This window comes from Anaeromassilibacillus sp. An200 (assembly GCF_002160025.1).
GTDB classification, from domain to species: domain Bacteria; phylum Bacillota; class Clostridia; order Oscillospirales; family Acutalibacteraceae; genus Caccousia; species Caccousia stercoris.
The window spans coordinates 18002-30823 of the sequence record NZ_NFJU01000002.1; the positions used below are offsets into that span (position 1 = coordinate 18002).

Annotated in this window: 13 protein-coding genes; 6 read left to right on the forward strand and 7 right to left on the reverse strand. The window is 54.5% G+C overall.

Going from position 1 to position 12822, the window contains the following annotated elements; genetic code table 11:
• The first annotated feature begins 174 nt into the window (after window positions 1–174).
• From B5F35_RS01270 to B5F35_RS01290, 5 genes are all read left to right on the forward strand, one after another.
• Window positions 175–921 (forward strand): nucleotide-binding protein, encoded by a 747-nt coding sequence (locus B5F35_RS01270; protein ID WP_087237303.1) that lies wholly within the window; start codon window positions 175–177, stop codon window positions 919–921.
• Between the two features lie 37 nt (window positions 922–958).
• Complete coding sequence (mgsA, locus tag B5F35_RS01275; RefSeq protein ID WP_087237305.1) at window positions 959–1363, forward strand: methylglyoxal synthase; 405 nt, start codon at window positions 959–961, stop codon at window positions 1361–1363.
• Window positions 1364–1697: 334 nt separating this feature from the next.
• Window positions 1698–2990, forward strand: a complete 1293-nt coding sequence (gene hisS / locus B5F35_RS01280; protein WP_087237549.1) for a histidine--tRNA ligase — start codon at window positions 1698–1700, stop codon at window positions 2988–2990.
• A gap of 133 nt (window positions 2991–3123) precedes the next feature.
• Entirely contained in the window at window positions 3124–4920 is a 1797-nt protein-coding gene (gene aspS, locus B5F35_RS01285) for an aspartate--tRNA ligase (RefSeq protein WP_087237307.1), read from the forward strand.
• A gap of 1 nt (window position 4921) precedes the next feature.
• Entirely contained in the window at window positions 4922–5554 is a 633-nt protein-coding gene (locus B5F35_RS01290) for an epoxyqueuosine reductase QueH (RefSeq protein WP_087237309.1), read from the forward strand.
• Window positions 5555–5759: 205 nt separating this feature from the next.
• Here the strand turns inward: B5F35_RS01290 and B5F35_RS01295 are convergent, their stop codons facing one another.
• Entirely contained in the window at window positions 5760–5966 is a 207-nt protein-coding gene (locus tag B5F35_RS01295; protein WP_087237311.1) for a helix-turn-helix domain-containing protein, read from the reverse strand.
• Window positions 5967–6087: 121 nt separating this feature from the next.
• On the opposite strand from B5F35_RS01295, the gene B5F35_RS01300 reads away from it, so the two are divergent.
• Entirely contained in the window at window positions 6088–6555 is a 468-nt protein-coding gene (locus B5F35_RS01300) for an SLOG family protein (protein WP_087237313.1), read from the forward strand.
• A 74-nt stretch (window positions 6556–6629) separates the two neighbouring features.
• On the opposite strand, the gene B5F35_RS01305 is transcribed toward B5F35_RS01300, so the two are convergent.
• The 6 genes from B5F35_RS01305 to B5F35_RS19540 all read right to left on the reverse strand — a co-directional run bounded on the left by B5F35_RS01305 (window position 6630) and on the right by B5F35_RS19540 (window position 12792).
• Entirely contained in the window at window positions 6630–7358 is a 729-nt protein-coding gene (locus tag B5F35_RS01305; protein WP_087237315.1) for a hypothetical protein, read from the reverse strand.
• Complete coding sequence (locus B5F35_RS01310; protein WP_087237317.1) at window positions 7355–8539, reverse strand: AAA family ATPase; 1185 nt, start codon at window positions 8537–8539, stop codon at window positions 7355–7357. The genes B5F35_RS01305 and B5F35_RS01310 overlap by 4 nt, the downstream gene beginning before the upstream one ends.
• A gap of 190 nt (window positions 8540–8729) precedes the next feature.
• The gene (locus tag B5F35_RS01315) at window positions 8730–10067 is read right to left on the reverse strand and encodes a S1 RNA-binding domain-containing protein (protein ID WP_242969352.1); all 1338 of its coding nucleotides are present in this window, start codon (window positions 10065–10067) and stop codon (window positions 8730–8732) included.
• Window positions 10068–10107: 40 nt separating this feature from the next.
• Window positions 10108–10290: a hypothetical protein gene (locus B5F35_RS19115; protein ID WP_242969353.1), complete on the reverse strand. Its 183-nt coding sequence runs from the start codon at window positions 10288–10290 to the stop codon at window positions 10108–10110.
• A 28-nt stretch (window positions 10291–10318) separates the two neighbouring features.
• On the reverse strand, window positions 10319–12223 hold the full coding sequence (locus B5F35_RS01320; RefSeq protein WP_442856414.1) for a VirD4-like conjugal transfer protein, CD1115 family: 1905 nt from the start codon (window positions 12221–12223) through the stop codon (window positions 10319–10321).
• Window positions 12224–12237: 14 nt separating this feature from the next.
• Window positions 12238–12792 (reverse strand): hypothetical protein, encoded by a 555-nt coding sequence (locus B5F35_RS19540; RefSeq protein WP_442856407.1) that lies wholly within the window; start codon window positions 12790–12792, stop codon window positions 12238–12240.
• Between the last annotated feature and the right edge of the window lie 30 nt (window positions 12793–12822).

The following is a 12822-nucleotide window of genomic DNA, read 5'->3' on the forward strand; positions in this document are numbered from 1 at the left end:
CCCTGCCGCCTCCCTCCCGCACCTGCCGCGGAAGCTGTGGGGCGAAAGATCCACAAACGCGCTTTCCTTCCGTTGTATAACCCACATAAAAAAGTTGCTTTACGCATTATTCACGAAAAATCTTTTGACTAACCCAAAAGATTGTGATACTATGGAACTATTGAGGAGGATCGCATGGGCGCAGTAACTGTGATAACATCTGGAAAAGGCGGGGTTGGGAAATCCACTCTCGCTACAGGCCTGGGTTCCGCACTGGCGCGGCGCGGCAAGCGCGTGCTGTTGATCGACGGGGACGCCGGGCTTTCTTGTCTTGACCACATGCTTGACGTTGCGGAAGAGCGCGTCTATGATATTTCCGATGTGATTGCCGGAGGAGCCGAGCTCAATCAGGCAATTTATCCGTGCTCATGGCAGGAGGGAATGTACCTGCTGGCCGCGCCTTCGCGCGAGGAGGACATCGTGAGCCCCGGTGTGATGAAACAGCTTGTGGGCGCTCTTTCCCGTTATTACGACCATATCCTCATCGACTGCCCGGCCGGACTGGGCGCGGGCTTTGAAAGCGCTGTCGCGGCCGCACAGCGCGTGCTTCTCGTCTCCACACCGGATCCCGTCTGCCTGCGCAACGGGGCCAAAACACGCATGGCGCTGGAACGTCTCGGCCTGACACAGCATCGCCTTGTGATCAACCGCTTTTCCGGCACGGCTTTCCGAAACCAGGCGGTTTATCACAGCCTTGACGACGTCATTGACGCGGTGGGAGTCCGCCTGATCGCCGTCATCCCCGAAGACCCGGAGCTCGCAGCCGCCACGGCGGAAGCCTGTGCTTTCCCGGAACGCAGCCAGGGCGCGCTTGCCTTTGGCCGTCTCGCCGCCCGCCTGGAAGGCGAACAGGTTCCGCTTGTTTCTCTCCGTAAATTTTAGCTTTTCATCCGAACAACCAAGAAGGAGGGGTCCCACGATGAATATCGCATTGATTGCCCACGACGCCAAAAAGGAACTGATGGTTCAATTCTGCATTGCTTACTGCGGCGTGCTCAGCCGCCACAACCTCTGCGCCACCGGCACGACCGGAAAGATGGTTGCCGAATCCACCGGCCTGCGCATTCAGCGCTTCCTTGCCGGATCACAGGGCGGCGATCAGCAGATTGCCGCGCGTATCGCGTGCAACGAGGTGGATCTGCTCCTTTTGTTCCGCGATCCGCTCACGGCCAAGCCGCATGAACCGAACGACATGAATCTCCTGCGTCTGTGTGATATGCATAATATCCCTGTCGCCACCAACATCGCAACCGCCGAGGTTCTGATCCACGGCCTGGAAAGAGGCGATCTTGACTGGAGAAACATTCTGAACCCGAAGAGCTGAGCCGGATAAAGCCCGCTTTTCGGGGTTCCGTATAGAAAACCGGCGACGAACGGGAGCAGTACCCGAAGCACCGCACAGAGAAGCGCGCCATCGGCTGGAAGCGCGCCGCGATCCTGCTTCGGAGAAGGACACCCGGGAGCCGCTGCGCCCCCCTCGCAGAACACAGGGGGAAAGGAAGGAGCGCCGTTTGCCCGGCGCTTGAAAAAAGGGTGGCACCGCGAGGATCTCCCCTCGTCCCTTTTGAGGCGGCCGCAGGGCCGGCGCTCGGGGACTGGGAGATCTTTTTTCTTTTTCCGATAAATCCAATAGTTTACCATAGGAAAGGACGATGATTATGGCAATTCTGACTCAGGCGCCGCGTGGAACCGAGGATATTCTTCCCGAGGAGTCCGTTCAGTGGCAGGTACTCGAGGAGGTTATGCGGGGAGAAGCTTCCCTGCACGGCTTTGGGGAAATCCGCACCCCCGTCTTTGAGCACACCGAGCTGTTCCAGCGCAGCGTCGGAGACACCACCGACGTGGTGCAGAAGGAAATGTACACCTTCCTCGACAAGGGAGGACGCTCCATCACCCTGCGCCCGGAGGGCACCGCGGGCGCGGCGCGCGCCATGCTCGAGCACGGCGTATACAACGGCGGCCTGCCGGTGAAATTCTACTATTTCACCTCGTGCTACCGCTATGAGAAGGCACAGAAGGGCCGTCTGCGCGAATTCCACCAGTTCGGCGCGGAGATGTACGGCTCAGCCGCACCGCTCGCGGACGCCGAGGTAATCCTCATGGCCCGCTCCATTTTTGACCGCACCGGCCTTTCCGGCGTTTCGCTGGAGCTCAATTCCATCGGCTGCCCGGAATGCCGCGCCAAATACACCGAAGCGCTCAAAGCGTATTTTGGAGAGCACCGGGAGGAGCTGTGCTCCACCTGCCTCGATCGTCTGGATCGCAACCCCATGCGCATTCTCGACTGCAAGAGCCCCGAGTGCGGCCGCGTCGCGGCGGGCGCGCCCCGGATGCTCGACTACCTCTGCGACGACTGCAAAGCGCACTTTGAGAGCGTCAAGGAAGCCCTCACCGCCGCCGGTGTGGAATACACCGTAAACCCGTCCATCGTGCGCGGCCTGGACTACTACACCCGCACGGTGTTCGAGTTCGTCTGCGAGCTCGACGGCAAGCCGATCACCGTCTGCGGCGGCGGCCGGTACGACGGGCTGATTGAGGAGCTGGGCTGCCAGCCCATGCCCGCGCTCGGCTTCGCTCTCGGCATGGAGCGCCTGCTTCTCCTTCTCCGCCAGCAGAACATTGAACTGCCCAGCGAGGAGCCGTGCGAGCTGTTTATCGCATCCCTTGGCGCGCCCGCCAAGATGGCCGCGTTCCGCCTGTGCGACACGCTCTGGAAGAGCGGCGTAAAGGCTGCCTGCGACGTGAACGATCGCGGGCTCAAGGCACAGATGAAGTACGCCGATAAGATCGGCGCAAAATACAGCATTGTGCTCGGCGACGACGAGCTGGCCGCCGGAAAAGCGGACATGAAGAACATGGAAACCGGTGAAAAGAAGAAAATTTCTCTCGGGGAAAACTTCCTCGACGACTTCCTCACCATCACCACGATGGACGAGGATCTGTCATTCTGACCGGTTTTCCACACTTTCCACAATGGAATTGTGGAAAACTATAAAAAGCATTTTTCCCAGGCACACCGGGCTTTCCGCCCGTTTCGCCTGAATACGGCAACGACAAAAAACACAGGAAAAGAGAGGTTTCAACATGGCAGAAACAATGACGGGCCTCAAGCGCACGCACTATTGCGGCACGCTGCGGCCGGAGCATATCGGACAGGAGGTCATCGTGTGCGGCTGGGTACAGCGGCAGCGCGATCTCGGACAGCTCATCTTTATCGATCTGCGCGACCGCACGGGAATCGTGCAGCTTGCGTTCGACGAGAGCACCGACCGCTCCATCTTTGAGAAGGCCTTCACCACGCGCGGTGAGTTCGTTCTGGCGGCGCGCGGCAAGGTGCGCGAGCGCACCTCGAAGAACCCCGAGATCCCCACGGGCGAGATCGAGATCGAGGTGACGGAGCTGCGCGTGCTGGCCAAGTCCGAAACCCCTCCGTTTGAGATCCTCGAGGACTCGAACGTGAAGGAGGACACCCGCCTGAAATACCGCTACCTCGACCTGCGCCGCCCGAATTTGCAGCGCAACCTCATCGCCCGCCACAAGCTGGTGAAGGTGGCTCACGATTACTTTGATCGTCACGGCTTCCTCGAGATCGAGACGCCGGACCTTATCGCCTCCACGCCCGAGGGCGCGCGCGACTATCTGGTACCGTCCCGCGTGTTCCAGGGCAGCTTCTTCGCCCTGCCGCAGTCGCCGCAGCTGTACAAGCAGCTCCTCATGCTCTCCGGTTTTGACCGCTACATGCAGGTGGCCCGCTGCTTCCGCGACGAGGATCTGCGCGCCGACCGTCAGCCCGAGTTCACGCAGATTGACTTTGAGATGAGCTTCGTCGATCAGGAGGACGTGATGGCCATCGGCGAGGGCTTCATCCAGGAGGCCTACAAGGAGCTGTGCGGCGTGGATATCCCACTTCCGCTGCCCCGCCTGACATGGGATGAGGCCATGCGCCGCTTCGGCAGCGACAAGCCGGACATGCGCTTTGGTCTGGAGCTGGTGGATCTCAGCGACGCTCTGAAAAACACGGAATTCAAGGTGTTCTCCGGCGCGCTGGCGGAGGGCGGCTCCGTGCGCGGCATCTGCCTGAAGGGCGAGGCCGAGAAGCTGTCCCGCAAGGAGATCGACAAGCTTCAGGAGTGGATCAAGGCATACGGCGCGAAGGGTCTTGCGTGGACGCGTCTCGCGGAGAAAGAAACGTCCTCCTACGAGAAATTCCTCACGCCCGAGGAGTGCTCCGCCATCCGCACCGCTATGGGCGCGCAGCCGGGCGACGTGCTGTTCCTCGTTGCAAGCGACGACAATTCCGTGGTGTTTGCCTCCCTCGGCGCTCTGCGCTGCGAGCTGGCCAAGCGCTTTGGCCTGATCGACACCTCCAAGCCCTGCCTGCTGTGGGTCACGGACTTCCCGCAGTTTGAATACAGCAAGGAAGAGGACCGCTATGTGGCGATGCACCACCCCTTCACCGCTCCGCGCGACGAGGACGTGGACAAGCTGACGAGCGATCCCGGCCACGTGTACGCAAAGGCTTACGACATGGTCGCCAACGGTTACGAGCTGGGCGGCGGCTCGATCCGTATCAACGATCCGGACGTGCAGGCCAAGATGTTTGAAGCCCTCGGCTTCACCCCGGAGCAGGCGCAGGCCCGTTTCGGCTTCCTGCTCAACGCGTTCCGCTTCGGCGCTCCGCCGCACGGCGGCATGGCGTGGGGTCTCGAGCGCATCATGATGGTGCTGCTTGGCACGGACAACATCCGCGACGTGCTGGCCTTCCCGAAGGTGGCGTCCTCCGCTGAACTGATGAGCGCCGCTCCGGGCCATGTCGACCCGAAGCAGCTTGAAGAGCTGGGAATCGCCATCCTGCCCTCCGCGCAGAAGGAAGAAGCGTAACATGCTGGAAAACAGGGTGAATTATCAGCGGGAGCTGGATCGCATCCTGGCGGCGCTGCCGGAGAACGGCGCGCCGCCCACGCTCCTGCTCCATGCGTGCTGCGCGCCGTGCAGCAGCTATGTGCTGGAATATCTTTCACGGTATTTCTCTATCACGCTCCTGTTCTACAATCCGAACATTTCCCCCGCGCCGGAGTATGACCACCGGCTGGAGGAGGTGCGCCGTTTGGTGAGCGAGATGCCGCTGAAAAACTCGGTAACAGTTGAAGCCGGGCGCTATGAGCCGTCCGAGTTTACGGCGATTGCACGCGGCCTGGAACGCATCCCGGAGGGCGGCGAGCGGTGTTTCCGCTGCTACGAGCTGCGCCTGCGCGAAGCCGCTCAAATCGCAAAGGAACGCGGTTTCGACTGGTTCTGCACCACCCTTTCCATCAGCCCGCTGAAAAACGCGCAGAAGCTCAACGAAATCGGTCTGCGCCTTGCCGCCGAAACCGGCGTGCGCTGGCTTCCCTCCGATTTCAAAAAGAAGGAAGGCTTTAAGCGCTCGATCGTTCTCTCGGAGGAATATAACCTTTACCGGCAGAATTACTGCGGCTGTGTGTACAGTAAAGCGCTTGCCGGAAAATCGGTCTAATTTTAAAAAATGCACAGTGTATCAATCAACCAGAGCGGCTGCTTTACAAAGTTTTTGACTGTACAAAGTATACCAGATATAGATTTACGGGGAAAGGGCAGGACTGTGCCAATATAGGGGCAATATTTTGCCAATTCTTTTGCCGCAGGTTTCCAGTCAGTAAAAGAAAGCAGCACGGAGAAACAGCTTGTGCCATTTCTCCGTGCTACTTTTCATCAGGTTGGAATTTTACAATGTCATCCAGTTCGCAGTTAAAAAATTTGCAGAGCGTGTCCAAGGTGTTGGTGGAGACGGATTCGTTCGCCTGCATTCGGCGGATGGTCGAACTGCTGATGCCAGCTTTGGCCTGCAAGGTATATGTGGTTGCACCACACCGCTTCATGGTTTGCCACAAGGGTTCATATGAGATCATTTCTGCCGTTTCCTCCACTTCCTTCTTTACATATCTTTATTATTGCCTATAATGAAGATGTAATGTTATAGGCAATATTGCCTATAACACAGATATGTGAAGATAGGATTGGAGGATAACAATGGGGACTGAAATGAAAACTTGTTGTGTCACGGGGCACAGAGATATTACTATGGAAAAAAGAGAATATGTAGAGGCAGCACTAAGAAGAGAGGTTGAGACTGCTATTCAAGATGGATATACTTGCTTTATTTCTGGCTTTGCGGAAGGGACAGATCTTATATTTGCGGCAGCTGTTGCTGAGGCGAAAAGAAATCATGATGGCTTGTTTTTAGAAGCTGCGATCCCATACGCTGGGCGCCTGAAAACAAAGGACAAAAAGTTTCACGAACTGCTGTCTGTTTGTGATGTCGTGAAGGTAATTTCTGACCATTATGTTCCATCGTGTTATATGAATCGCAATCGCTATATGGTTTCCCAATCGCAGCGCGTGATTGCAGTATATGATGGTCGAGGAAAAGGAGGGACCTTGTTCACGCTACGCAATGCCCATATTCTGGGGCGTGAGGTTAAGCTTATAGAGATATAATTTCAAGTCCTCAACATAAAGGCCGCATGGGGTGACAGAGCCCCATGCGGCTTAAAAAAATATTGTTGAAGGAATTACACGAGAGCCAAAAGAGATTCCTCAAAATCATGTGCGCTCTGGCAAAGCTCTGTCACTTTAGACCAATTCTCGCAGATGGTAGGTACAAATTGCTCAAATATTCGGACACGCTTCTTTTGACCGGAAATTCGAATGTCGTGATAAGACTTTCCATGTGCAATGATATGTTCCCACGGCGCTTCAATCATCTCCACGCCTTCAGTCTGATCGTAAGCAGCGACGACCCAAGCTTCGGTACTATCACATGGGATGACAATGCAAGTGTCATCTGTTTCTTTGAGCCATGTGGTAAGAAGCCCTTTGAGGTGAGACATATACCCGGTCACAGAAGCATCATGACCCGAACATGGAAGAGTGATGGGACAGGCAGCTCGCCCATCAGGGGTAATGTCGCACTCCAAAGGATTCCAGTCTCCCTTGTGGTCGCATCGTGTTGCTTCGCACCAGCAATGGGCGGATTTTTCTTTCCGGGATACATCCCCGTCCATCTGAATAACCAGAAAATCCAGTGCCGGCTGAATGCCGTTCATCAATTCCTTGCGAATAGATGCATTGTCATGACACCATTTCCAGACACCTTTCCATCCGTTTCCGTATTTTCCTGTCAAGTCGTTTTCCGGCTGAAGCATGACATACGTGTTTTCTTCCCCAATAATACGGTCAATAACACCTTTCAAAATAATATAATCAGTGGGACCTTCGCAAATGATTCCTATGTGTTTCATATTAGAGTTGGTACACCTCCCAGCCGGCCATTGATCCAAAGCCGGGACAGTGGCTGGCCTTCATTGATCAGTTCCTGGGAAACTTTGACCCGCTGAATTTGGGCGTAGCCATTGGCATCACGGTCTACTGCAAATAAGCGAATGTTGTCATTATTCAGATCCAGTCCGTCCAAAATAAGCGGATTATGGGTGGTCAGGAAGACATGTTTGCCCTGTTGTAAAATCTGATCACAGAAGACTTCTATCATTTTTTTTGCCAACCGTGGGTTCAATGCGTGATCAAAGCTGTCCACTGCAAAGATGGAAGGGCCTTGCGGGTGCATCGCCAATGTAAGCATAAACAGGACATAGAGAGCCCCTTCGCTGGCATCGTATCCGGTAAACTGGGCAGTGTCCTTCATATAGCGGTCAGTGAATGCAATAACATCACGAGTGGTTGGAACATTAGCATTGATGTTACTTTTCTTTGGAGCCGTTACAGTAATATCAGCAGCCCAGTCGATCATATCAAGAATATCGTCCATATATAGATTTCCGAAAAATACATCATCATCCTCAAAGCGGATCAGCGCCTTGATTGCTTCCGCAAGGCGACCACCATTCAGCCCAATCGGTGTTGTCTGGTTCGTATCCGGTGCAGTACCACGTAAGGTAATGGTATTCGGCTGAAAAATTCCATAGGCAGAAAAATCCTCTGCGATCTTCCGGCTCACTTTCAAATCGATTGTATCATCAATGAGAAAGAACCCAATGTAATTACTGCTTTGCTTGGAAGATGCGTTGCTACGCCCCCATAACTTTTCTCCATTTTGAAAAAAGGCTTCAGAATGATATTTCCAATACTCTGTATCTGTGGGAGTTGTCAAGTGAACATCATACTGGCACATATCTGAGCTGCTGCCATCGTCCCATTCCAAAGAAAGATCAACGGTAGATTTTAACCGACCGATACTCTTGAAATTTGATTTGTAAAGATCCGGAACACTGAGACGAACTCCCTTGCGCTGGAGACTGGTAGCATCAACACGATCTGTCATAGCCGCACTCAACAAACCAATTCCTTCCAGAATAGTGGACTTACCAGATCCGTTAGCACCGATAAACACATTGATCTTTCCCGGCTCAAAAGATGCTTTATAAAGACATTTGAAGTTTCCAAAACTAATTTTTCTTAGATTCATGTGACCACCCCTTTTTATATAGCATAGCACATTTTAAAAATTAAATACATTATTTTTTGGAAAAAGTAGAATATCTAATTTGCGACGTTATTTGGGCACGAGTCAAACCTTCTATACCAAATGTATAAAAAAGCCCCGCCCCAGCAAGGTACAATTAAGTGCCGCTGGAGCGGAGCTTTACATTATAGTATCACAGGTTCTGCCGGATGATCCGCGTGATGATGCCAACGGCCACGCCACGATCCATATCCAGGCGGGTGACGGCAAAGGACACATCATCCTTCTTCCCAGGCATTCGGTAATCGTAGCAGGAATGGGCTACCGCATTGACACCGTTAGCAAGCCGGACATAGACGACGCCCTTATGGACATCGGTGACCTTGCCAGCGTACTTGCCCTGGATACAGCATTTCTGCAGATTGTCCCGGTCAGTGTTTTCAGCCGTACTCTTGATGTCGGCCCGGATGCTCAAATCCTCCAGGCTTTTACGCTGCACACTGAGAATACGGACCAGAACCTCGTCGCCTACAGAGAAACGTTCATGGGCATCGCCGATCCAGTCCCAAGCCAGATCCCGGGCCAGAATGGAACACTCAACGCCGAACACTTCCACGCGGATGACTTTCTCGGCCACAGCGATCACACGGGCCTGCACGATGCGGCCTTCGTAGACACGGTACATGCCATCGACGTCCAGATCAAAGTAGAAGATCTGGCGCTTACGCATCATCGCCTCCCGACGGCTGGCGACCACGCTGCGGGTCTTGGAGTCGATACCCCGCACCACAAAGTCAATGTCAGCCCCCAGCATATTGCCCAGGATCTTGTTCTGACGCAACATCAGGTCTGCATATTCCTGGCCGGAAGGGCTGCGGCCCAGGTTGATCATCATTTCCTTGATGGGAATGATGATGCGGAATCCCTTATAGTCCACCACGGCCACCGTCTTGCGGTTGTCCAGCTGCTCAATGCCGCCCAGCTGGCCCGTCAGAATACGGCGGGTACGGTAGGCGTTGTGGATCTCATGCCAGATGACATCCTCACGGTCTTCCGCCGTCTCTACATCCTCACGGCTGCGGATGGTCAGGATAGAGGCCTCGCGGCGCGTTTGCACATTTCGCCGGCGAGCGGGTGCCTGGGGCGCGGTAGTTTCGGGAGACTGTTCCTCCATCGGAGCGGATACATCCTCCAAAACCGGTTCACCATCCGCAGCAGCCGCATCCTCGGCCGGCGGTTCATCCATCGGAGAAGTCTCCATGTCCGTTTGCGGAATAGGGGCCTCAACCTCGGCAGAGGCATCCGCCGCCTTTTTCCTGCGGGAAGTGCGCCGGGGCTTTGCGGTGGACGATGCCTCTGTAGCTTCGGCCTCCAGGCCGGAAGCTACTTCGTCACTGACACTTTTTCCATCCGCCGGGAGCTCTCCAGCATAGCCATCCACCGCTTCATCATCCCGCACGGTGTCTGCATTTTCGTCAGAGGAAGCATCGTCGCCATTTTCGTCGCTGTTCGCAGGATCATCGCCAAACATTTCGGCTTCCGTGAGTTCCGGAAGATTGCTAGTGTTGCCATCAGAAGAGGGGGACACTGTCGGTCTGATCCATAGAAGCCAGCAGGACATTCAAGTCCTCGCTGTCAGCGGGGGTGGTGTCAGGGGTAGCCATATCCTCAGCAGGAACGGGGGCCCCTTCCAATGTGGTGGTCTCAGGAACAGAAGTCCCTTGTTCCAGCAATTCCTTTTTCTTGGTTGCCATATAAGTAAAACCTCCTTAAATTGGGAAATTACGAAAGGATTGAGTCCTTATCGGTTGAAACAATGCCCTCCGGGGCCTTTGCTCCGGTTTTCTTCTCCTCAGTAGAGGGGGCGGCAGGCTTGGGCTTTTTCCGTGCTGCCTTTTTCGGTGTAGCGGGTCGCGGGGGCTGAGCAGCAGGAACGGTCGGCTGCTCCTGCTCCAGCTGGCGCCATTCAGGGATGTGGGAGGATGCCTTGCAGGAATGGAGCTTAGACGCCTTTGGGTGTTTTGAGTAGTCCATTTTGTCAACTTTTATGACCTTCTGGCCCCGGATGATGACCAGCGCCTGCGTAATAGGCAGACGCAACACCTCATCCGGGGTGAGCACAGGCCGCTTGCCGACACCAGAGGTCTCCCTGTATTCTGGTGTGTAGTTGGAAATGCGCCAGGTGCCCAACTGCTTGGATTTGCTGGACACCGACACAGAGGCCAGACCAGTGCGTTCGGAAATGAATTCTGCTGTGAGCCCATCTGTGCATCCCAAAAAAAGTTGTGCGTCACAGTTACCCAGAATCTCCTGCCAAAGATTGAGCGGATACCGGTTCTGAAGACCCGCGAGATTTTGGAACACGCAGCTCATGGAAATGTTGCGAGAGCGGATCACACTGAGACGGCGGGACAGGTCGGGAATAGTGCCGCAAGCCGTCAGTTCTTCGCCCAGGATATGGACGGGAATTGGCAGCTTACCACCCTCACAGTTTTTGTCCGCATACCGCACCAGCTTGATGAAGCAGAAGGACAGAAACAGACTTGCCAGAAAATCAAAGGTGCTGTCCTGGTCGCTGGTTACGAGGAAGTAGGCGCACAGCTCCTGACCGAGCAGCTCCAAATCAATTTCGTCTCGGGTGGTGATTTTCTTGATCAGTTCCGATTGGAACACCTGAAGGCGGGAGCCTAGGCCAATGATGACACCACTTCGCACAGTGTCGCTGGCCTGCTTAAACAAACTGTACGGCGCTTTGGCAGGGTGAGTGGGAGGCAGAACATCGAATAGGTTGTCCAAATCGGATTCTCCGTTCAGCGTCAGCAAACGGTATACCTCGCCAATATTGCGGTTCTCCGTTGCGTAGCTCTGATCCACATAGAGAACAAGGGCTTTCAGCAGATTCATTTCGCAGCTATCCCAGAAATGATCGCCTTTGCCGGAGCTGTTCGTGTTTTTGATGATGACATCCACAAAGAGCTGGGCCATCAGCTCCTGTCCTTCCACTTCGGAAAGACAGTTCCAGCTGTCCGAGTTCTCTGGGAGCACCAGATTGAACACCTTGACGCAGTAGCCTTGATTGCGCAGGTACTCGCTGGATTTTTCGTAGAGTTCGCTTTTGGGATCTGAAATGATCAGTGACTCCCCACGGATCACCGCCTGAAGGATACGGTTCATACAGAAGGAACGGGTTTTCATGCTGCCACTGGAACCATATACGGCCAGATTTCCGTTGATTCGGGGATTTTCGGGAATACAGACCGCTTTGCCATCTAACATCCCCAGTACAACGCCTTTGTGCTTGCGAAGGTCCGGTACCAAATCAAGCACCCCGGACATTTCCTTGCGGCTCATCCAGCCGGAAGTGCCATAGGTGCCCTTAGTTGAATAAATGATATTCCGGTCAGTGTCATACTCGCCAGTATCACTGTAGCCCATCTTCATAACCATCAGCAGCAGGATCGCCAGCAGGCCGATGCAGATCAGGACACCGTACACCCCATAGGGAGGGTGCAGCACTGAGGTCAGACAGGTAAAAAAGTCGGGCGACGCCGCCACAGGGGATGTGCCGTCCCCAGGAACGCTGCCGCCCTGCTTCCAAGCTGCGTAATTGCCTAATATCTGCCCCAGAAAACCTCCCGAATAGAGAATTGCGAGGATAGTGAAGGGCGCAGCAATCAGGCCAACAATGAGTTTCTTCTTATTTATGGGAACAACCTCCTCTCAAATTTGATAAAGTCAATGGTTTGAAAGCGCACCCTGTTACCGCAGTAGCGTCGTAACACATCTGCTTGATAATCAAAACAAATGAGCGTTCCTGAGCATTCCATGAGATCAAGGGCACTATTGAAGCGTGTGATCCTTGGCAAATCGCAGAAGTAGCCAAACAGCACGGGAGTCCCATCTGCTTCAAAGGCATCATGCTCAACAGCACGGTTCACACCTTTGCTCGTAAGGCCCTGTTGTAAAATGCCATTGAGCTGCGCAGTTTTGACAGGATCGCATAGCAAGGCCAGCAACACTTCTCCCTGATGGTCGTTGGTGAGGAAGAAAAAGTGATCGTAGCTGCCATCCAGCATGAAATAGTCATGCTTGGTGCCACCAGTGCTGGTCAGCATCTGAAAAGCGAGCTCCATACTTTCTTCAAGCACCACACCCTGCACTGTGTCCGAATGATATTGCCTGGGGAGGCGCTGTTGGCACAGAACACTCCACATTAGGGTTTTTACCCGCATCTCGGACTTGTAGCGCCATTTCATTAGAGCTGTGCTGCTGTTATAGATGACAAA

Excerpts from the sequence above, each read along its gene's own strand:
- B5F35_RS01310 (WP_087237317.1), bottom strand. The coding sequence starts at position 8,539 with ATGAATCTAAGAAAAATTAGTTTTGGAAACTTCAAATGTCTTTATAAA.
- B5F35_RS01300 (WP_087237313.1), top strand. The coding sequence starts at position 6,088 with ATGGGGACTGAAATGAAAACTTGTTGTGTCACGGGGCACAGAGATATT.
- hisS (WP_087237549.1), top strand. The coding sequence starts at position 1,698 with ATGGCAATTCTGACTCAGGCGCCGCGTGGAACCGAGGATATTCTTCCC.
- B5F35_RS01290 (WP_087237309.1), top strand. The coding sequence starts at position 4,922 with ATGCTGGAAAACAGGGTGAATTATCAGCGGGAGCTGGATCGCATCCTG.
- B5F35_RS19540 (WP_442856407.1), bottom strand. The coding sequence starts at position 12,792 with ATGAAATGGCGCTACAAGTCCGAGATGCGGGTAAAAACCCTAATGTGG.
- aspS (WP_087237307.1), top strand. The coding sequence starts at position 3,124 with ATGGCAGAAACAATGACGGGCCTCAAGCGCACGCACTATTGCGGCACG.
- B5F35_RS01270 (WP_087237303.1), top strand. The coding sequence starts at position 175 with ATGGGCGCAGTAACTGTGATAACATCTGGAAAAGGCGGGGTTGGGAAA.
- B5F35_RS19115 (WP_242969353.1), bottom strand. The coding sequence starts at position 10,290 with ATGGCAACCAAGAAAAAGGAATTGCTGGAACAAGGGACTTCTGTTCCT.
- B5F35_RS01305 (WP_087237315.1), bottom strand. The coding sequence starts at position 7,358 with ATGAAACACATAGGAATCATTTGCGAAGGTCCCACTGATTATATTATT.
- mgsA (WP_087237305.1), top strand. The coding sequence starts at position 959 with ATGAATATCGCATTGATTGCCCACGACGCCAAAAAGGAACTGATGGTT.
- B5F35_RS01315 (WP_242969352.1), bottom strand. The coding sequence starts at position 10,067 with ATGTTTGGCGATGATCCTGCGAACAGCGACGAAAATGGCGACGATGCT.
- B5F35_RS01295 (WP_087237311.1), bottom strand. The coding sequence starts at position 5,966 with ATGATCTCATATGAACCCTTGTGGCAAACCATGAAGCGGTGTGGTGCA.